At 57.8% G+C, this 19265-nt stretch carries 19 protein-coding genes; 13 read left to right on the top strand and 6 right to left on the bottom strand.

The window, feature by feature from the left end:
* Positions 1–17: 17 nt before the first annotated feature.
* Positions 18–731: an EAL domain-containing protein gene (locus BLT38_RS06750; protein ID WP_172838172.1), complete on the bottom strand. Its 714-nt coding sequence runs from the start codon at positions 729–731 to the stop codon at positions 18–20.
* Between the two features lie 540 nt (positions 732–1271).
* On the opposite strand from BLT38_RS06750, the gene BLT38_RS06745 reads away from it, so the two are divergent.
* The gene (locus BLT38_RS06745) at positions 1272–3227 is read left to right on the top strand and encodes an Ig-like domain repeat protein (protein ID WP_172838171.1); all 1956 of its coding nucleotides are present in this window, start codon (positions 1272–1274) and stop codon (positions 3225–3227) included.
* Positions 3224–3805 carry a hypothetical protein gene (locus BLT38_RS06740; protein ID WP_083344488.1) on the top strand — a complete coding sequence of 194 codons (582 nt, stop codon included), beginning with the start codon at positions 3224–3226 and terminating at the stop codon, positions 3803–3805. Before BLT38_RS06745 ends, BLT38_RS06740 begins: the two co-directional genes overlap by 4 nt.
* 110 nt (positions 3806–3915) lie before the next feature.
* On the opposite strand, the gene BLT38_RS06735 is transcribed toward BLT38_RS06740, so the two are convergent.
* Entirely contained in the window at positions 3916–5346 is a 1431-nt protein-coding gene (locus BLT38_RS06735; protein WP_083344487.1) for a glutamine synthetase family protein, read from the bottom strand.
* A gap of 308 nt (positions 5347–5654) precedes the next feature.
* On the opposite strand from BLT38_RS06735, the gene BLT38_RS06730 reads away from it, so the two are divergent.
* The 9 genes from BLT38_RS06730 to BLT38_RS06690 all read left to right on the top strand — a co-directional run bounded on the left by BLT38_RS06730 (position 5655) and on the right by BLT38_RS06690 (position 12134).
* The gene (locus BLT38_RS06730) at positions 5655–6218 is read left to right on the top strand and encodes a pyruvoyl-dependent arginine decarboxylase (RefSeq protein ID WP_231966795.1); all 564 of its coding nucleotides are present in this window, start codon (positions 5655–5657) and stop codon (positions 6216–6218) included.
* Between the two features lie 99 nt (positions 6219–6317).
* Positions 6318–7364 (top strand): low specificity L-threonine aldolase, encoded by a 1047-nt coding sequence (locus BLT38_RS06725; protein ID WP_083344486.1) that lies wholly within the window; start codon positions 6318–6320, stop codon positions 7362–7364.
* 160 nt (positions 7365–7524) lie between these two features.
* Entirely contained in the window at positions 7525–8436 is a 912-nt protein-coding gene (locus tag BLT38_RS06720; RefSeq protein WP_083344485.1) for a carbon-nitrogen hydrolase, read from the top strand.
* A 17-nt stretch (positions 8437–8453) separates the two neighbouring features.
* Positions 8454–8831 carry a DUF6188 family protein gene (locus tag BLT38_RS06715; RefSeq protein ID WP_083344484.1) on the top strand — a complete coding sequence of 126 codons (378 nt, stop codon included), beginning with the start codon at positions 8454–8456 and terminating at the stop codon, positions 8829–8831.
* 10 nt (positions 8832–8841) lie between these two features.
* Positions 8842–9879: an agmatine deiminase family protein gene (locus tag BLT38_RS06710; RefSeq protein WP_083344483.1), complete on the top strand. Its 1038-nt coding sequence runs from the start codon at positions 8842–8844 to the stop codon at positions 9877–9879.
* A gap of 125 nt (positions 9880–10004) precedes the next feature.
* Positions 10005–10592 carry a cytochrome P460 family protein gene (locus BLT38_RS06705; protein ID WP_083344482.1) on the top strand — a complete coding sequence of 196 codons (588 nt, stop codon included), beginning with the start codon at positions 10005–10007 and terminating at the stop codon, positions 10590–10592.
* A 12-nt stretch (positions 10593–10604) separates the two neighbouring features.
* Positions 10605–11051, top strand: coding sequence for a tRNA adenosine(34) deaminase TadA (gene tadA, locus BLT38_RS06700; RefSeq protein WP_083344481.1), 447 nt, complete (start codon positions 10605–10607; stop codon positions 11049–11051).
* Between the two features lie 22 nt (positions 11052–11073).
* Positions 11074–11850, top strand: a complete 777-nt coding sequence (locus BLT38_RS06695) for a glucose 1-dehydrogenase (RefSeq protein ID WP_083344480.1) — start codon at positions 11074–11076, stop codon at positions 11848–11850.
* A 23-nt stretch (positions 11851–11873) separates the two neighbouring features.
* Positions 11874–12134 (top strand): glutaredoxin family protein, encoded by a 261-nt coding sequence (locus BLT38_RS06690; protein WP_083344479.1) that lies wholly within the window; start codon positions 11874–11876, stop codon positions 12132–12134.
* A 49-nt stretch (positions 12135–12183) separates the two neighbouring features.
* Here BLT38_RS06690 and BLT38_RS06685 read toward each other — a convergent pair whose 3' ends face one another.
* Together BLT38_RS06685 and BLT38_RS06680 are read right to left on the bottom strand one after the other, a co-directional pair.
* Positions 12184–13908, bottom strand: a complete 1725-nt coding sequence (locus BLT38_RS06685; protein WP_231966794.1) for a chloride channel protein — start codon at positions 13906–13908, stop codon at positions 12184–12186.
* On the bottom strand, positions 13905–15098 hold the full coding sequence (locus BLT38_RS06680) for a tetratricopeptide repeat protein (protein ID WP_083344478.1): 1194 nt from the start codon (positions 15096–15098) through the stop codon (positions 13905–13907). The genes BLT38_RS06685 and BLT38_RS06680 overlap by 4 nt, the downstream gene beginning before the upstream one ends.
* A gap of 68 nt (positions 15099–15166) precedes the next feature.
* Between BLT38_RS06680 and purB the strand changes: the two genes are divergently transcribed.
* Both purB and BLT38_RS06670 read left to right on the top strand, forming a co-directional pair.
* Positions 15167–16486 (top strand): adenylosuccinate lyase, encoded by a 1320-nt coding sequence (gene purB / locus BLT38_RS06675; RefSeq protein WP_083346954.1) that lies wholly within the window; start codon positions 15167–15169, stop codon positions 16484–16486.
* Between the two features lie 9 nt (positions 16487–16495).
* Positions 16496–17080: a YkgJ family cysteine cluster protein gene (locus tag BLT38_RS06670; protein ID WP_083344477.1), complete on the top strand. Its 585-nt coding sequence runs from the start codon at positions 16496–16498 to the stop codon at positions 17078–17080.
* 3 nt (positions 17081–17083) lie between these two features.
* Here BLT38_RS06670 and BLT38_RS06665 read toward each other — a convergent pair whose 3' ends face one another.
* On the bottom strand, positions 17084–18136 hold the full coding sequence (locus BLT38_RS06665; protein WP_083344476.1) for a linear amide C-N hydrolase: 1053 nt from the start codon (positions 18134–18136) through the stop codon (positions 17084–17086).
* Between the two features lie 73 nt (positions 18137–18209).
* Positions 18210–19265: a hypothetical protein gene (locus BLT38_RS06660; protein ID WP_083344475.1), complete on the bottom strand. Its 1056-nt coding sequence runs from the start codon at positions 19263–19265 to the stop codon at positions 18210–18212.

The raw sequence follows: 19265 nt of genomic DNA, 5'->3' as shown, positions 1-19265 counted from the left end.
GAGGGGTTGCGGATCGCTTAACCGATCTGCAACTCTGGCAACTCGAACTGGACAGTGGGAAGCGCCTCAAAGGCGGGCCGGGCAAAGTAATAGCCCTGCTGAAACACCACTCCCATATCGCGCAGACGCATTGCCTGGTCATATCGCTCCACGCCCTCTGCAATGGTGACGATACCCAGTTCAAAGCAAGCCTGCACAATCGCCTTCACAATCACCTGCGACGTGCGGTCTTCATCCATCGCATGCACCAGCGCCATATCCAGCTTAATCACATCGGGCTTCAGCCGCGAGAGCAGCTTCAGGCCGGAATAACCCGCGCCGAAATCATCCATCGCCACCTTCACGCCGTATTCGCGATACTCATCGATGATGGGTTTCAGCTTCGCCAGATCCCAGATCTCTTCGTCTTCCACCAACTCAAGCACAAGCCGTTCCAGCGGAAAGCCCATCTCGGCGGCCTCATCGCACGTACGGCGAAGGTCGCTTGCCTCATTGATCGCAGCGTTTGGATTCACATTCACGCAAAGACGCGTTGGGCCCGTCTCGAGGAATCCGCAACGGATCGCCTCAGACATTGCCTTCGAACGGCATGCGCGATCAAAGGTATGGAAATGTTCCGTGGGCACACGCGAAAGAACACTATGAGCGGAGTCGCCGCTCTCAGAGCGCACAAGCGACTCGTAACCGTAAATCGCACCACTGGCGACATTCACGATCGGCTGAAAAGCCATAGAAAATTTCGGTATACCACCGCGTACGCGGCCCGAGTGGGATGCAGTTCGCAATCTGCGTTCCTGTTCACGCACCCAGTATTGGTACTCCAAATCTTGCATGCTCCTGACTGGCCTCTTCCAACGTGAGTAACAGCAATCCTTAAGACCAGCTCACACCTTAATCATCCAGCATTCGTTCCCGATTTGGGAATCAATGCGAATTACAAGGCTGGTAGTAAGGCTAACCCCCAAAGGTGGGTCTTCACTATGTACCAAAGGTGTTAGTACCTCGATCGTGACTCCCAAAAACTGCGATAATCTCCTGAATCCATGAAGCTGAGTCCCCTGGTGGCCCCCATAATTCGTGGCCACATTCGCAGTACAGTGCCTTGTGTCATCCGATGCTCGCGACACATATTGGCGTTTGCTCTGCTCTTCATAGCATTTTCCATACCGTCACAAACTCGCCTGGTTCTGAACTCTGGCAACACAATAACCACCCTGAGTGGCAACGGCAGCGACGGCAGAACCGCCGCTGGAAATGCCACTACAACCCGCATGGGAACCCCTCGTACGGTCGTTTATGATGCGACAGGCAATCTGTTCGTTGCAGATAGTCGAAACAACATAGTTACCAGCATCACTCCCGCAGGCCAACTTACCGTTGTCGCAGGAACTGGACGCGAAGGCTACGACGGCGATAGCGGCGCAGCCACCAAAGCTCTCCTCAATCGCCCCACGTCCATCGCGCTCAAATCCGATGGAACACTCTTCATTGCCGATACCGGAAATCATTGCATCCGCAGCGTCTCACCCGACGGAACTATCACCACCATTGCGGGCAATGGCAAGCCCGGAGACTCCGCCGACGGCAGCCCCGCTAAGATCGCCCAGCTCCGCAATCCGAGCGGTTTAGCCCTCGACTCTGACGGCACTCTCCTCATCGCCGACACAGGCAATCACCGCATCCGCCGCATCGCCGCAAACGGAAACATCGTCGCCGTTGCTGGCACAGGCAAAGAAGGCGATTCAGGTGATGGAGGCTCCGCAACGAATGCCACGTTCCGCAGACCCGCATCTCTACTGGTTCTGAACAACGGCGCAATCCTCATCGCCGATACCGATGCCCGCCGCATCCGCATGCTTTCACCCGACGGCACCATTAGCGCGTATGGCAACACAACCTTCCGTAGTCCCCAGGGCATGACCCTCGACGCCTCAGGCAACATCGTCGTTGCCGACGCGCAACTCCAACAAGTCCTGCAAACCTCAACCACGGCAAACAACAATCTCGCTGGCAACGGTAAGCAGGGCACGCTCGCAACCGGCGCTCTCAACTCCCCTTCTTCCGTTGCAACAAATGCTAACGGCGACATCGCCATCAGTGACCGCCGTAACCACCAGGTGCAGCGTCTCGCACTTCCCTCGCTCGACTTCGGAAGCATCCCCATCGGGCAAACCTCTGCAACGCAGACATTGCTGCTACAGAACGCCGCAGACACGCCGCTCCTGATCACGTCAGTCACACTGTCGCCAGCATTCTCCATAGCCTCAAACGGCAACTGCAGCACGCCGCCTTTCACACTCGCCGCAAAGGCGCAGTGTTCCCTTCAGTTAGCGTTTACTCCGCAAGCAAACGGAAGCGCGCAAACAATCGGCCTGGTCCAATCCTCCTCAGCACCGCCCTCCATGCTGCGACTCACAGGCATAGGAGTACCCGGCACAAACCTGGCAACATCGCGAATCGCTCTCGTCAGCGACGGCTCCATCAGCTATTCCGGGGCACCGATCAAACTCACAGCAACGGTCGCAGGTTCGCTGTTAACGCCTCCCACAGGCAACGTCATCTTTCAGGACGGCAGCAACAACATCGCCACAGTGCAGCTGACTGCCGGCGCAGCCATACTCTCCACCGCATCGCTCACTGCCGGCACACATACACTCCGAGCCATCTACAGCGGCGACAGTGCCTACGCCACCAGCACCTCCACATCCATTACGCAGACAGTAGTCGCAGCGCCTGATTTCTCTCTCACCACATCCGCAACCAGTTACAGCGGCGGTGCCAACAACTCAGTGAGCATCCCCATCACGCTGCTACCGCTGAACGGCACGCTGAATCACACAACAACACTCACCATCAGCGGTCTGCCCAGTGGTGCCACAGCCACCTTCACACCATCCACCTTCACCCTCGCAGGCGACCCCATCGCGGTATCGCTGATGATCAAACTCCCAGCAACACTCGCACGCAATCCATCAATCCCCACCGGCATATTCAGCGCGTTGCTTCTACTCGGCATCTTCCCGCCCAAACGCAAGCGCCTTCCAGCCTTCCTTCTCATCCTCGGCACACTCTCTCTGCAAGGATGCGGCGGTTTTCGCACTACCTCCATTACCAATCCCGCAGACAACACGCACCGCTACAACTGCACCATCACTGCTACCACCACAGGCGTAGTGGGCGACACGCTCACGCACTCCGTCCCGGTGGAATTGGATCTCACGCAATGAAGCTTGTTGTTTCACTTTTTGCTGCCGCATCGTTATGCGTCGCAGCACACGCGCAAATGCACGACAACTCTCTGCAGGTAGGCCTTCGATACTCGGCCACCGCAGCCAATGCACCGCCAGGAAGCTGCGGATGTTTCATCCTTCAAGGAGGTGCAATTGAAGCCTCCATTCCCATCCTGCCTCATGTACGCGCAGTAGTAGAAGCCGCTGGCGGCACCGTCGATCGTGTTCCCGCAAGCACACGTGGACTCAGCGAAATCACGCTGCTCGCAGGCCCACGCTATACCGTGCCGATCCATCGCATCCGTATCAACGCACAGGCGCTCTTCGGTGCAGTGCGCGGCTTCGATAGCGACTTCATCGTCGCCACCAACACGCACACAGACACCTCAACAAACCTCGCAATGGCAATCGGCGGAAGCATCGATCTCCCGTTAAGCCACGCAGTCCTTCTGCGCCCGGTGCAGATTGACTATCTGCAAACCAACCTACCCAACGGCATCGATGATCGCCAACGAAACATCCGCTTCGGTGCAGGCGTAGTCTTCCGCATCCACCTACCGAATAATCGCCGTTAAAAACCACCACAAAAATCAAAAAGCCCGGCGCGAAGCCGGGCTCTTGATCTCTTAGCTGCTACAACGAACACGTGCGAAGCACGTCGAGAACAGTACGAAGTACCGAAGCACTAGAACTGGCCCCAGAGGAGCTGGTTGTAGACTTCGTGGTGGAACTGGACTTCGCTGCCCTTGACCACCGTGCCCAGAAGACGCGGGCAACGATCTGCTGAAGCCTTCTTCAGCTCAGCGAAGCGCTCCTTCACATCCGAACCCAGCAGGCTCGTGATCCACTCCGATCCCTGGAAGTTCTCGATGGCTGTGTAGATGTTGTCCGGCAGGTAACGAGCAGCCTGACGCAGGTTTTCAATGTTGCCAACCTGTCCGTCGAGACCGGTCTTGAAGACCGAGTACAGCACGCCGTAGGGGTTCGCATCCGGACCAACCGAACGAACCTCAACACGTGCCGACTTCTCGTTGCCGATGGGAATACGAACCATCGATCCACGATCGGTAGCCGAAGCCTTGATCTGGTTCGGAGCTTCGAAGTGCGGATCAAGACGGCGGTACGCATTCACTGACGAGTTCAGCAGCAGGCAGATGTCATTGCCGTGCGTGAGAATCTTGTCGATGAAGCTCCATGCCAGATCCGACATGTTCTCTTCGCCGGCCTTGTCGAAGAAGAGGTTCTTCTTGTCCTTGGTGATGGAAACGTTGGTGTGCATGCCGCTGCCATTCACGCCGGTAACCGGCTTGGGCAGGAACGATGCGGTCATACCCATCTGCGTAGCCACCTGGCGGCAGATCAGCTTGTACAGCTGAATCTGGTCAGCAGCAGAAACCACATCACCATAGGTGTAGTTGATTTCGAACTGCGACGGAGCCACTTCCGGGTGGTCCTTCTCGTTTTCGAAGCCCATCGCGCGCTGTACTTCCGCAGCGGTGTCAATGAACTCACGCAGCGGATCGCCAGGCAGCGAGTGGTAGTAGCCACCAGCGTTCACGTACTCAAACGAGCCGGTCTTGTGATAGCTGCGCTCTGCATCCACGCCCTCGAACAGGAAGCCTTCAACTTCGTTCGCAGCGTTCAGCGTGTAGCCCTTCTCGTCATACATCTTGTTCGCATACTGCTTCAGGATGCCGCGCAGATCGGCAGCATACGGCGCGCCGTTCTTATCGATGACTTCGCCGAAGACCATGACCTTGCCGGTGCCGAAGACATCCGACGGCGTCCAGTAGAACGCGTTCCAGTCCAGGCCAAGGCGAAGATCGGATTCCTTCTGCGCCGTAAAGCCACGGATAGAGGAACCATCAAAGGTCAGGTTGTCATAGCTGTTGACCAGAAACTTCTTGTCATAGTCAAGCATGTGCAGGCGACCTTCCAGGTCACTGAACAGCACCGTGACGGCCTTAATGCCCTTCGTGTCCGTCAGGTACTTCAGACGCTCTTCCTGAATCTTGTCGATTGCTACGCGCTTCTTGCGCTGATCCTTAGCTGCAAGGTTGAGGTCTTCGAGCTCTGCATACGACAGTTCGAGAAAATCGCGGTAATTGCCGGACATACGACTCCTTAGTTCCCCCAGGCTGGCTTTGCCAGTACCCGGTAGGTTTTCGCTACAGATGTGGTGTGAAAAGGCGGTGAATCACCGATTCTTAAATTAGCAGAAATTCGGCACAAAGCCCTACTGAAGATTGACGTTCTGGAGTACGAAAAAATAGGCCGTCTTACGCGCATGTAAATATTTGCGATTCCCGCAAATCTCGTTGCCCAAACGCCCCGGCAAAGCCTCCAACGTGTGATAATTTCATTTGGGCTTCTGCTTATCGCAGCAGTCTTCGAATCAGTCTGGAGGCTACGACTACATTGGGCATGAACATGGTTCCGAAGCGCATCTTCTTCACGAAGGGCGTAGGAAAGCACAAGGAACGACTGACGTCGTTTGAGATGGCGCTGCGCGACGCCGGCATCGCGGCACAGAATCTGGTGCGTGTGTCGTCCATCTTCCCGCCCAAGTGCAAGCTGATTACCCGCAAGGAAGGTCTGAAGTACCTGAACCCCGGCGAGGTCGTCTTTGCAGTGGTCGCGGAAAACAGCACGCGTGAAGCACACCGCCTCTGCGTTTCATCCATCGGCGTGGCTATCCCCACCGATCGCAACACCTACGGCTATCTCTCGGAGCACCACAGCTTCGGCGAAACCGAAGATCAGGCCGGTGACTACGCGGAAGAGCTGGCAGCAGAAATGCTCGCCACCACCCTCGATGTGGAGTTCGATCCCGACAAGAGCTGGGACGAGAAGAAGGAAATCTACCGCATCTCCAACAAGATCGTCCGCACGGCAAACGTTACGCAGTCAGCCGTTGGCGACAAGAAGGGCCTGTGGACCACCACCATCGCCGCCGCCATCCTCATCATGGATGACGAGGAGAAGTAGCGCTCCGCAGCAACTGGAATCTGCAAAGAGCGCTGGCCACAAGCCAGCGCTCTTTCTCTGTCCATCGAGAAGCACGTTTGCTTCATCGAATGAGGTGAGATGAGCCACATCAGCACTGATAATTCGCAACAGTTCGCCAGCGACAACTACTCCGGAATCTGCCCTGAAGCATGGGCTGCCATGCAGGAAGCCAACCACGGCCACGCCACCCCTTACGGTGACGATCCATGGACAGCACGGGCCTCCAACCTCTTCCGCGATCTCTTCGAAACAGACTGCGAAGTCTTCTTCGCCTTCAACGGCACCGCGGCCAACTCCATGTCGCTCGCATCGCTCTGCCAGAGCTACCACTCCGTCATCTGCGCACAGACAGCGCACGTGGAAACCGACGAGTGCGGCGCACCCGAGTTCTTCTCCAACGGCAGCAAGCTCCTCACCGCGCAGACCATCGACGGCAAGATGACTCCCGAAGCCATCCGAACCCTCGCCACCTCGCGTCAGGACATTCACTTCCCTCGCCCCAAAGCTGTCACCATCACACAGTCCACGGAAACAGGCCGCGTCTACACGCTCGATCAGCTCAAAGCCATCAGCGAAACCACACGCGAGTTGAAGATGCACCTGCACATGGACGGCGCACGTTTCGCCAACGCCATCGCGCACGTCGGTTGCACACCCGCAGAGATGACGTGGAAGTCCGGCGTGGAAGTTCTCTGCTTTGGTGGAACCAAAAACGGCATGGCCGTCGGTGAAGCCATCTTGTTCTTCAACCGCGCCCTCGCGGAAGACTTCGACTATCGCTGCAAACAGGCAGGCCAGCTCGCCTCCAAGATGCGCTATCTCTCATCACCCTGGGTGGGCATGCTGGAAAGCGGCGCATGGAAGCGCAATGGCGAACACGCCAACACCATGGCGAAGCGCCTGCATGCCGCCATCGCAGATGTAGCCAACGCCAGCATCATGTTTGACGTGGAAGCCAACGCTGTCTTCCTGCTCGCAAGCGAACCGCATCTGCAACAACTTCGCGATCGCGGTTGGCGCTTCTACACCTTCATCGGTGGCGGCGCACGCTTCATGTTCGCCTGGGACACTGACCCAGCGCGCGTTGATCAACTCGCAGCAGACATCCGCGCCATCATGAGCTAAACCGGATGCCCCACATCTCGATTCTGAGATGTGGGCATCCGCGCAAAGCGCGAACCAGGCATTCAACCAGCGTTTACACGCAATAGAAGAATCGATGCTACAAGCGCCACAGACTGGACCAAGGGCCAGAGTCCGCCCTACACGAAGGGAGCACCGCAAGATGAAGAAGACCAACGTAGCCCTCATCCAGATGAGCTGCGAGCCCGACACGCAGAAGAATCTCGATAAAGCCGCAGCGCGCATTGAAGAAGCCGCGAAGAACGGCGCAGAACTCATCTGCCTGCCGGAGCTCTTCCGCGCACAATACTTCTGCCAGCGCGAAGACCATGCACTCTTCGCCACCGCCGAATCCATCCCCGGCCCATCGACCGAACGCATCTCGCAAATCGCACGAGACAACAAGGTCGTCGTCATCGCATCGCTCTTTGAGCGCCGCGCGCCGGGCCTGTATCACAACACTGCCGTCACCATCGAACGCGACGGCCACATCGCGGACGTCTATCGCAAGATGCACATCCCCGACGACCCGCTCTACTACGAGAAGTTCTACTTCACACCGGGCGACCTCGGCTTCCGCGCACTCGAATCCACCGCTGGCAACATCGGCACACTCGTCTGTTGGGACCAGTGGTATCCCGAAGGCGCACGCGTCACCGCACTCAAGGGCGCAGAGATCCTCTTCTACCCCACAGCCATCGGCTGGCACCCCAGCGAGAAGGAAGAGTACGGCGAAGCTCAGTACGACGCATGGCAGACCACGCAGCGCGCCCACGCCATCAGCAACGGCGTGTGGGTATGCGCCGTAAATCGCGTTGGCCATGAACAGGGCGACGTGATCCACGAAGGCGTAAGCATGCCCGGCCCGGAAGGCGCAGGCCTCGAGTTCTGGGGCGGCAGCTTCATCGCCGATCCCTTCGGCCGCATCATCGCAAAAGCCTCGCACGACAAGGAAGAAATCCTCTACGCAACCCTCGACCCCGCACTCGTCGAAGTCACGCGCCAGCACTGGCCCTTCCTACGCGACCGCCGCATCGACGCCTACGAAGGCATCACCAAGCGCTTTCTGCTTTAAGAACTTAGGAGTCGGTGATGTATCGGTTCGACATGGCAATGCAAACGAACTGTTACGAAGGGACCGAGTTAACTCAGGTCAGTTTTGGCAAATACGATCTGATCCTCAATTTCTCTGCCGGTCTTGACGGTACGAAGTCGAACTTTTCCATCGGTGTCCAGTCACGCGTGTCTACCACGATTGACGGGACACCTTGGAATGACGATAAGAGCTTCTTGAAACACGCCGACACGCTCTTGCAGTGTCTCGGAACCAATTGCTCGTCCTTCACCATCGAAGACGACCGTACACTCAAGATCAAATTCTCGAATGGCACCGCTATAAAGCTCCATGATGATAGCGACCAATTCGAAAGTGTCACCATTACACAGGGCGACCGCACAATCGTCATTTAGGACAAGAATTATGAGCAATACTGACTACCGCATGCCCGCAGAGTGGGACGCACACACCTCCACCTGGATCGCATGGCCGCACAACGCCGAAGACTGGCCCGGCAAGTTCCAGCCCATCCCCTGGGTCTACTCGGAGATCGTCAAGAACCTCTCGCAGGTCGAAGACGTAAACATCCTCGTTAACGACGAGCGCGCACAAAAAGTCGCCACGCGCATCCTCACCCGCGCAGGCGCCAACCTCGCACGCATCCACTTCCATCTCTGGAAGACAGACCGCATCTGGCTTCGCGACAGCGGCCCCATCTTCGTTAAGAAGGCTAACGAAGTAGCCATCACCAACTGGAAGTTCAACGCCTGGGCCAAGTACCCCAACTGGCACAACGACGACCTCATCCCCTCGCACGTTGCCAAGCACTACGCCATGAAGAGCTTCGAGCCCATGATCGGTGATCATCGCGTAGTCCTCGAAGGTGGCTCCATCGACGTCAACGGCGCAGGCGCCCTGCTCACCACCGAAGAGTGCCTGCTCAGCGAAGTCCAGCAGCGCAACCCGGGCATCAGCAAGCAGCAGCTTGAAACCTGCTTCCACGACTACCTCGGCATCGACCAGGTACTCTGGCTCAACCGCGGCTGCGCAGGCGATGACACGCACGGCCACGTCGACGACATCGCACGCTTCACCGCCGTTGACACCATCGTCGCCGCCACCGAGCACAACACCGCCGACGAAAATCACCTGCCGCTCGCCGAAAATCTCGACCGTCTGCGCAGCTTCCGTCAGCCCAACGGCAAGCCCTACAACGTCATCGAACTGCCCATGCCCGCACCGGTCATCTTCGACGGCGAACGCCTGCCCGCCAGCTACGCCAACTTCTACATCGCGAACGACCTCGTCCTCGTCCCAACCTTCAACGACGCGAACGACCGCATCGCACTCAACATCCTCGCGGACCAGTTCCCCACCCGCAAAATCGTCGGCATCCACTGCGGCGACTTCATCTGGGGACTCGGCGCTCTGCATTGCATGACGCAGCAGGAGCCCGCATAAACACGACACAAAAGAAAACGCAGCGCTCGCAGAGGAATCCATCGCGAGCGCTGTTTCGTTTTGTGCGCGCGTCACTGCATGTAATCTGAAAGTGTCCTCGCCAATCAGCCGTATCGGAGATCATCATGCACAAGGCTTTCCTGGCCGCAGCATCGTTTCTCTGCATCTTCATCGTCGCGGCACACACCGTAGATGCTGCACTGCAGCCTGAAAAATCCATCGCCATTCCCGCCAGCTATCGCGAATGGATTTATATGACCAGCGGCATTGACATGACGTACGCCGCACCAGGCGCAGTCGGACTCACGCAGGAACATCACTCCGTCTTTGACAACGTCTTCGTCAATCCGGAAGCGTGGACATCCTTCAAGCAAACCGGCCACTGGCCCGACGGAACAACCTTCGTCCTTGAGAACCGCACCGCAGAAGAAAACACCTCCATCAACAAGGGCGGCCACACACAAAACGGTGAAGTCAGCGGCCTGGAAATCCATCAGAAGCGCGGCAACGAATGGTTCTTCTACGTGCGCGGCAAAGACGGCGCAGAACATCTCGTTCCCAAGCCCGCAAGCTGCTACACCTGCCACGAATCGCACGGCGCAGTCGATACCAGCTTCACGCAGTTCTATCCAACCGCCCTTCCCATCGCGAAACAAAAGGACACCCTCAGCGACGTCTACCGCGCCGAATCAACACCCGCAGCAACCAAGTAAACTCAGAAGTAGATGACCGATCAGGAAGCCATGTACGAAGCCATCGCTGAAGCGCACGCCGCTGAGGCAGAAGGCGAAGTTCCCGTCGGCGCAATCGTCCTTCTCGATGGCCAGATCATTGGCCGCGGCAACAATCGCGTCATCCGCGACAACGATCCCACGGCCCACGCTGAAATCGTCGCCATGCGTAATGCGGCGCAACACCTGCACAATTACAGGCTCACCGGCTGCACACTCGTCGTCACATTAGAGCCCTGCGCCATGTGCGCGGGAGCCATCCTCCACGCACGCTTCGGCCGCCTCGTCTACGCAGCAGCCGACCCCAAGGCAGGCGCCTGTGGCTCTGTGCTCGAAGTGATGAATCATCCGCGCCTCAACCATCGTGTTGAGGTCGTCTCCGGCATATTCGCCGAAGACTGCAGCACCATGCTCACCAACTTTTTTCGAGCCCGCCGATAGCCTTCTCTGCATCCAACTCCGCATGAGCGAAGGCAAACTCGCAGGCAAAGTAGCACTCGTCACTGGTTCGTCATCCGGCATCGGTCAAGGCATCGCCATCCGTCTCGCAAAAGACGGTGCAGACATCGTCGTCAACTACTCCGGCAATCCCAAAGGCGCAGACACGACCAAGCAGCAGATCGAATCATTAGGCCGCAAAGCAATCAGCGTAAAGGCTGACCTCTCCAAAGTCTCTGATTGCCAATCGCTCGTTCAATCCGGCATTGAAGCCTTCGGCAAGCTCGACATCCTCATCAACAACGCGGGCGTTGAAAAAGGATCGGAATTTGTCGATGTCACGGAAACGGATTACGACTTCGTATTGAACGTGAATCTCAAGGGCGTCTTCTTCACCACGCAGGCCTTCGTGAAGAACCTGCTTGCAAAGAACATGCCTGGCCGCATCATCAACATCTCCTCCGTGCATGAAGACATGGTCTTCCCGCACTTCGCCAGCTACTGCGCAGCAAAGGGCGGCGTACGCATGCTCATGCGCGACCTCGCCGTGGAACTCGGCCCAAAGAACATTACGGTCAACAACATAGCGCCCGGCGCCATCATCACACCCATCAATCAGTCTCTGCTGGATGACAAACCAAAGCTCAATGCGTTACTGCAAAACATCCCGTTGGGCCGCATGGGAACAGTGGACGATGTCTCTGCGCTCGCAGCCTTTCTCGCCAGCGACGAAGCAGCTTACGTCACTGGCTCCACGTATTTCGTCGACGGCGGACTCATCCGCAACTATCACGAGCAATAGTGACAAAGGAGTAAACTATAACTATGGATCTGAAGGTTTATTCCGCTGACTGGTGCCGCGACTGCTTCGTCGCCAAGCGCTTCCTGACGCAGCACAACATCCCCTACACCGAAGTCAACATTGAAAAGACTCCCGGCGCTGTTGATGAACTTGTTCAGAACGTAGGCAAGAAGGCCATCCCGCAATTCGTCATCGACGGCAAATGGATTCAGCCATACCGCCCCGGCAAGGGCTTCCTCTTCGATGAGATGTCGACCCTGTTCGGTATCCAGCAACCGGGATAACTTCACCCTCGATTTGATACTGAAACGCCCTGCACTCGCAGGGCGTTTCTTATTGCTGGTAACGGTCCAACACATCCTGCAACGTCACCACACCTTCCACCACGCCTCGCATCGCGCGATTGGAAACAGGCAGCAACGGCCAGTTCTTGAAGTAAGGCAAAGCATGCGCCAGCGGCTGATCCGGAAACAGCATCGGCGTCCTGCGGGCAGCCACACTCTGCTCCAGCGTCTTGTCGCCATTGATCTGCGCCGCCTGCAACAGATCCTGCATCTCCGTCTGCCGCGCGGCATACCAACCATCGCTGCAACGGATCAGCACAACGGAAGCAACGGCACTCTCGCTCAACTCCTTCAACATCTCGCCGCCATTCAGCACCGGTACATCCGCAGGCCGCAACGCATCTTCCACGCGCAGTTCGGTGTCTTCGCGCTCCTCTTCCAGCGACGGCAGATACAAACCATCCTGATGCGTGAACACCTCAAGGATCGGAACCGGCTGCAACGAACGCGAAATGATGTACGCAATCGTGTTCGACACAATCACCGGCAACACAATCGTGTAGTTGCCGCTCATCTCCATGATCATGAACACGCTCGTAAGCGGCGCCCGAATGAACGCTGCAAAGAACACGCCCATGCCCACCAACGCATACGATCCCACCGATCCAGTAAGCGACGGAAAGAAGTGGTGCTCAAACGTTCCCACCGCAGAACCCAGCATCGCGCCAATGAACAACGCAGGAGCAAACAATCCACCCGGCGCACCCGATGAAAATGAGAACGTAGTCGTCAGCAGCTTGATCCCTGCCAACAACAACAGAAACCCAACTGTATACTCCGCGTGCATGGCGGCATCCATCGTGCCATAGCCCACACCCAACACCTGCGGCAGACCAAGATACGCGATCGCCCCAACAAACAAACCAGCAACCGCAGGCGCAAACACCTGTCGATCCGCAGGCAGACTCCGCAGACGAGGCCGCAGATATTCCAACGCGCGTGTCAGCGCAAGCGATGCAAATCCGCCAATCACACCCAGCACTGCGTAGGCCATCAACTCGCGCGGATCACGCAGATTCACATTGGGAACGCGGAACATCGCTTGCGATCCCCAGAACCATCGCGCCACCACAACGGCAGAAACAGCGGACAAAACAATCGATCCAAGAATCGCCGCGGTCCACTGGCCGATGACTTCTTCAATCACAAACAGCACAGCAGTAATCGGTGCATTGAACGCCGCTGCAAGACCTGCCGCTGCACCCACCGGCCCAAACAGTCGCATACGCGCACGAGACAATCCCACGTAGCGCCCGATGCGCGAAGCCACACCTGCACCCAAATGCAACGAAGGATCTTCAGGCCCCAACGATTGCCCCGATCCAATCGACAAAGCAGCAAGCAGAAACTTGCCAATCATTGTCTTGGTCGAGATGTAGCCGTTGTGAATGTACAGAGCAGCCTTGGTCTGGTTCACACCAGAACCGCGCACATCCGGAAAGACGTAGCGCGTCATCAAGCCCAGCACCACACCCACCACAGTAGGCACAATCAACAACCGCAACTGGTGCGGCGCAGGCGCCGATCCCTGCAGCAACACCGTCAGCCACTCAATGGCCATGCGGAAAGAAACCACCAGCAGGCCAGAGATCAATCCAATAAAAATGCTGAGCAGAAGAAACAGTCGTCCTTCACGCTTCGAAGAATGTTCCACCTGCTGCTCTGCGGCCGCTTCCATCTCCTGCAAAACCACTGCCGGTTCCTGAGCGCTCATGACTGACCTCCGAACTGCGTCGCCGGATGGTCCGCCAGGTAAAGCAACAAAGCATCGTCCCCCTTGGGCGCGCCGCAAACATTGGCCGCGCTCCGTTCACTACTGAAAATCAATTTCCGATACTGATCCTGCACATCGTCGTCATGCCGCAGCTCTACACGATTTTTTGCCGTATCCAGGTCCTTCCACTGCGTCTGCAACTGCATCATGTCAGCCTGTTCCGCATGTTGCACAAGGCATCCATTCACGCGCGCCATCGCAATCCGCGACGCGTCCAACAAATGCTCCGCGCGCATCTGTGAGGGCACATCATGCGAAAGCGCCAGTGCCTGCATGCGCTCCGCATTCCCCTGCAACGTACTCATGCGCTGCTTCTGTTCCACCGTCCACGAAGGCTTGCGCAAAGCGCGCGTCAACTCCTCTGCAGCGCACGCATAGTCACCCTGCGCATAGCAAAGCTCGCCCAGCTTCGCCTGCGCGGTCGCAGCATATGTCTTGTCATCAATCGCATTGCGATAAGCTGTCGCAGCCTCTTTCGGAGCATCTGCCGCTTCAAGCGCCTCACCAATACGAAGCTGCGAAGACGCATCCGGATTATTCCCCGCCGCAATCAACAACTCCGCGCGAGCCGCCTTACCCTGCCCCAGTTCCACCAGGTAGCTCGACAACTCCAGCCGAATATCCCGCCGACGCGCAGGACCATCGCCGTTCCATGTACCGAACACAGCGGCCCGGTAATACTGAATCGCATCGAACGGCCTGCCCTGCTGCCGCACCAACCGAGCCAGCTCCAGGTTGATGCCGCCATCGCCCGGCTGCGTCTGCCACAGGTTCAAAAAGTAATTCTCTGCCTCAATCACGCGCCCACTCGCCGCCAGCGCACGCGCCAGGGCAAGCTGGTTCTCACGAACATCGGGTCGAAACCCTAGTGAAGTGTGCAGAGCATTAACAGCTTCTTTTGGCTTCCCGGCAGCTAGCGCCTCCTGCCCACGCTCCGCCCATCGCACCGCCAGAACCTCCCGGTGCGACTCAAAGCTGCGAAACAGCAGCGTCGTTACGCCACTCATCAACAGCGCAACAACCGTAAGTGTCAGGAATTTGAGGCCGTCTCTCACCATCTGGCGTCGTCGTGCGGCCTGCACCTGCGACGGTAAAGGTGCCACCACGACATCGCGACTTCGTGCGTCCATTAAACTTAATGGTAGCGCGCGCGCAGCCTGCGCTTATCCCGGCCACCACGCCAAAGAGGTACGTTCCCTTGATCGATCGCTATACACGCCCCGCCATGCGCCAGCTCTGGTCCGACGAATCGAAGTTCCGTGCATGGCTCGAAGTTGAAGCGACCGCAAGCGAAGTCCTCGCCGACGCCGGCATCGTCCCCCAGGAAGCCGCCAGGGCAATCCGCTCCAAGGGCGACTTCGAAATCGCCCGCATCCAGGAAATCGAACTCCAGACACGCCACGACGTCATCGCCTTCACCACCGCCGTCGCGGAAAAGGTCGGCCCCGAATCCCGCTGGCTGCACTTCGGCCTAACCTCCACTGACGTTGTCGACACCGCGCAAGCCCTGCTGCTCAAGAAAGCATCCGCAACCATCCTCGAAGGCCTGCACGCGCTGTCTGACGTCCTCAAGCGCCGCGCCATCGAGTTCGCGCTCACACCCTGCATCGGCCGCACGCACGGCGTCCACGCAGAACCCACCACCTTCGGCCTCAAGCTGCTCCTCTGGTACACCGAGTGCCAGCGCAACATCACGCGCTTCACTGCCGCCGCTGAAGACATGCGCGTAGGCAAGCTCTCCGGCGCAGTCGGCAGCTACGGCACCGTCACCCCTCAGTTGGAAGAAGAAATCTGCAAGCGCCTCGGCCTCAAGGCCGCTGAAGTCAGCACACAGGTTCTCCAGCGCGACCGCCACGCCGCATACATCGGCGCCATCTCCATCATCGCGTCCTCGCTCGACAAGATCGGCACCGAAATCCGCCACCTGCAGCGCACCGAAGTCCGCGAAGCCGAAGAGTTCTTCAGCGAAAAGCAGAAGGGCTCCAGCGCCATGCCGCACAAGCGCAACCCCATCACCTGCGAAAACATCTGCGGCCTTGCCCGCGTGATGCGCGCAAACTCTCAAGTAGCACTTGAAGATGTTGCCCTCTGGCACGAGCGCGATATCTCGCACTCCTCCGCTGAGCGTGTCATCCTGCCCGACACCACCACCCTCGCCGACTACACCCTCAGCAAGGCCACCAACCTAATCGACAAGCTCATGGTCTACCCCGAGCGCATGTTGAAGAACCTGAACCTCACCGGCGGCCTCGTCTTCTCCGGCCAGCTCCTGCTCGACCTCGCAGAAGCCGGCATGCTCCGCGAAGACGCCTACAAGACCGTCCAGACCCTCGCGATGAAGGCATGGAAAGAAGACCTCGTCTTCAAGGAACTCGTCGCCGCCGACCCGCAGATCACCAGCCTGCTCTCGCCCGAACGCATCGCACGCGCCTTCGACGTGAACCGCCGCCTCAACAACGTCCCCGCCATCTTCGAACGCGTCTTCGGCAAGCCCCTAAGCGAGCTCCAGGCGCAGTAAGAGCCAGCCATGGTGCCCCCCGACGACAGTCAACTCATCCAGCTCATGGACGCCGCCCTCGCAGACGCAACCCGTCGCAGCGGCCCATGGCTGGCCTGTCGTCCGGGATGCAGCCAATGCTGCACCGGCGTCTTCCGCATCGGCCCGCTCGACACAGAACGCCTCCGCGAAGGCTTCCGCATCACCGAACCAGACAGGCAACAACGCATCCAAGAACGCGTTCAACAATCCATCGCAGACCTAAGCCCAGACTTCCCCGGCGACACCGCCACCGGCATCCTCTACGAAGACGAGGCCTCCCTCGAACAATTCGAAGACTTCGCCAATGAAGCCGTCTGTCCTGTCCTCGATCCCGCCACCGGCACCTGCGATCTCTACGCGCATCGGCCCATGACCTGCCGCACCTTCGGCCCGCCCGTCCGCACAGAAGAAGATGGATTCGGCGTCTGCGAACTGTGTTTTGTAGGAGCGCCAACAGAGACCATCGCCGCGGCCGAACTGCACCTACCCGACCCTGCGCTCGAAGCCACACTCGACGAACAAACCGGCATCACCGGCACCACCATCGTCGCCTTCGCGCTGAAGGATCAGTAGCGGCTACTTGTCCGGCAGCCCCATAAACGAAAAGGCCTTCGTTTCCTTGAAGTCTTTCGCGGCATTTCCGGCATAAGTGTTTCTCTGGTCTTTACCCAGATCCAGCTTCATCACCTTGCCCGTCTCATGCGAGAAATCAATATCGCTCAGCTTCACCCAGAACACATTCGGTGTCAGCGCCGACTCAAAGAAATAAACCAGCCGCTTCTGATCGGCCACCGTCCGCCAGCGCGTCGACGAGATATTCGGCTGATCCGGCGTCGTAATCCCGAATGGCACTGACACATTGCGAATCACGCTGAACACACTGGCCAAAGCCATATCCGGATCTTCGGCCTTCGGGATCGCATTGATGTAGAACGAGGCACGCGCAAAGCGATCAGCAGCCCGATTCGTTCCCGGCAACATCGTCGTGCCGCCGATCTCTTTCCAATACGACGTCAGCGCCAGTTGCTCATCATAGGTCGGCGAGTTGGTCATCACCTGGTACTCCCGACCATGATGAATCACCTGCTTGCCTTTCACATACTCCACAACAGCACTATCGCCGCTCGAATCCGACATCGACATATGCAGATTCGCCAGCCTCTCTTCGCCCGGCACCTGCGCAGTGGCCACCAGCAGCGGCTCTTTTTCAAGCGCATCAATGGCCTCTGCCACCGTCGCATACTTGTCCAGCATGTATTGCGCCCAAAGCGAAATCGCCAGTCCCGGCTTACTTCCATCAAACTTCGGATACTCCGATTCAGCCAACCACAACAGGTTCACCACCAGGCCCTTTTCATTCATGCCATCCGTAGTGGAGATGTCGTATCCGCTCGCGATCACGCTGCCATACTTCGATGTCCAGTGAAGTGAACGTGGGCCTGTAGCACCACTTCGTTCCATACCACGCGGCAGAACCCAAAGGTTCGTACCAACATCCACCTTCCAGTCCATGGAACGCGCGGTGATCACCTCACCATTCGCACCGTGATACACCGCACGCGTGCAGGCAGAGGCCGGAACAGGCAACAACAATGAGGTAGATAGAAACGCAGAGACCAACGAACGCATGAGACGCACGACAACCTCCCAGTAGTACAACGCTCGAAATCTCAGGCAACAAACAAACTGCTATCGAAGCAAGTCAGTTGCCGCCGCCCTCAGCTTCAAGCAATGGAACCACAGTGGAACACATCTTAGCTTCAACAAACGGCGGTGGGGTTACTGGTAGTTGAATCCGATCATCTGCAATCATGATGCCCACAGGCTGCGATGGCGTTTGTAACTCCGCCATGAGAGGCGCGTCCTTCGGCATTTTGAAACGCCCGGTGCCAATATATGCGGCCATCAGGCTCGCAGCCGTAGTAGGCGAGAAAAACGCCAGCGGCACAATGTATTTCTTTGACCGCACCAGCGATTCAGCAATCCCATCCACCCTTCGGCTGCGCGAAATGCTGCCCGGCACCTGCGGAATCTGGAAGGTGTGGAATTTCAGCTCAGGATTCTTGGCGCCAAACTTCGTCACCGAGCGAGCCAGATGCTTCGGGGTGGTCAGCCAGAAGTCTGCCATGGAATTCCTTGGAATCGATCCCGGAAACGTACTCCGCAGGATCGATCGAGCAAAGTCCGCACAGTTTCGATAGAACAGGTTGAACTGGCCTCGATTGTGGCTGTCATTCAGTCGGGCAATAATGCCCTCATCCTGTTCCCGCGTCGTCAGAAGTTGAAAACCAAAGATGCGGCGATCGTACGACGATCCAATCAACTGGATCCATTCGCCACCGGGTGCGCTGCCGTCTTCTTTGCTCGGCGCCAGACTTAACAGATGAGCCCGCCGATAGCGGTCGCGCAACTCCTTCTCCAGCGTTACCGTAGCCGTCTCCGGCACGTCCTCGATATCTTCCACGGCATACAGATATGGAATCAGCGGTATGGCAACCCAGTCATAGCCGTCCACGCGGTGATAACGACTGATCACCACACCCATCTCGCCGGTGTGGCACAGTCTCAGCCGAGTCGGCGAATCGGCGCAAACATTATCCAGATACACGGCGGCGTGTCCGGTAGGGTTAAACCCGCCGAAAGTTCCAAACGGCTCCTCCACCAACAGGCTGATGTTGGCGTGCGCACTCAGTGGCGCAAAAAGCGCAAGGCACAGTGCGGCGGCGAGAAAGTTAGCGGCCTGTCGCAATCGCGGCAT

Origin of the sequence: Terriglobus roseus (assembly GCF_900102185.1) — a bacterium.
Taxonomy (GTDB): Bacteria; Acidobacteriota; Terriglobia; order Terriglobales; family Acidobacteriaceae; genus Terriglobus; species Terriglobus roseus_A.
Note: the sequence above shows the minus strand (reverse complement) of the source record. Positions and strands in the feature narration are given on the sequence as shown.

What these genes read in the sequence shown, in the direction of transcription:
- BLT38_RS06690 (WP_083344479.1), top strand. Translation starts at nt 11,874, where the DNA reads ATGGATCTGAAGGTTTATTCCGCTGACTGGTGCCGCGACTGCTTCGTC.
- BLT38_RS06695 (WP_083344480.1), top strand. Translation starts at nt 11,074, where the DNA reads ATGAGCGAAGGCAAACTCGCAGGCAAAGTAGCACTCGTCACTGGTTCG.
- BLT38_RS06705 (WP_083344482.1), top strand. Translation starts at nt 10,005, where the DNA reads ATGCACAAGGCTTTCCTGGCCGCAGCATCGTTTCTCTGCATCTTCATC.
- BLT38_RS06665 (WP_083344476.1), bottom strand. Translation starts at nt 18,136, where the DNA reads ATGCGTTCGTTGGTCTCTGCGTTTCTATCTACCTCATTGTTGTTGCCT.
- BLT38_RS06680 (WP_083344478.1), bottom strand. Translation starts at nt 15,098, where the DNA reads ATGGACGCACGAAGTCGCGATGTCGTGGTGGCACCTTTACCGTCGCAG.
- BLT38_RS06720 (WP_083344485.1), top strand. Translation starts at nt 7,525, where the DNA reads ATGAAGAAGACCAACGTAGCCCTCATCCAGATGAGCTGCGAGCCCGAC.
- BLT38_RS06740 (WP_083344488.1), top strand. Translation starts at nt 3,224, where the DNA reads ATGAAGCTTGTTGTTTCACTTTTTGCTGCCGCATCGTTATGCGTCGCA.
- BLT38_RS06670 (WP_083344477.1), top strand. Translation starts at nt 16,496, where the DNA reads ATGGTGCCCCCCGACGACAGTCAACTCATCCAGCTCATGGACGCCGCC.
- BLT38_RS06710 (WP_083344483.1), top strand. Translation starts at nt 8,842, where the DNA reads ATGAGCAATACTGACTACCGCATGCCCGCAGAGTGGGACGCACACACC.
- BLT38_RS06715 (WP_083344484.1), top strand. Translation starts at nt 8,454, where the DNA reads ATGTATCGGTTCGACATGGCAATGCAAACGAACTGTTACGAAGGGACC.
- BLT38_RS06725 (WP_083344486.1), top strand. Translation starts at nt 6,318, where the DNA reads ATGAGCCACATCAGCACTGATAATTCGCAACAGTTCGCCAGCGACAAC.
- BLT38_RS06750 (WP_172838172.1), bottom strand. Translation starts at nt 731, where the DNA reads ATGGCTTTTCAGCCGATCGTGAATGTCGCCAGTGGTGCGATTTACGGT.
- tadA (WP_083344481.1), top strand. Translation starts at nt 10,605, where the DNA reads ATGACCGATCAGGAAGCCATGTACGAAGCCATCGCTGAAGCGCACGCC.
- BLT38_RS06735 (WP_083344487.1), bottom strand. Translation starts at nt 5,346, where the DNA reads ATGTCCGGCAATTACCGCGATTTTCTCGAACTGTCGTATGCAGAGCTC.
- BLT38_RS06745 (WP_172838171.1), top strand. Translation starts at nt 1,272, where the DNA reads ATGGGAACCCCTCGTACGGTCGTTTATGATGCGACAGGCAATCTGTTC.
- BLT38_RS06730 (WP_231966795.1), top strand. Translation starts at nt 5,655, where the DNA reads ATGAACATGGTTCCGAAGCGCATCTTCTTCACGAAGGGCGTAGGAAAG.
- BLT38_RS06660 (WP_083344475.1), bottom strand. Translation starts at nt 19,265, where the DNA reads ATGCCGCGATTGCGACAGGCCGCTAACTTTCTCGCCGCCGCACTGTGC.
- BLT38_RS06685 (WP_231966794.1), bottom strand. Translation starts at nt 13,908, where the DNA reads ATGAGCGCTCAGGAACCGGCAGTGGTTTTGCAGGAGATGGAAGCGGCC.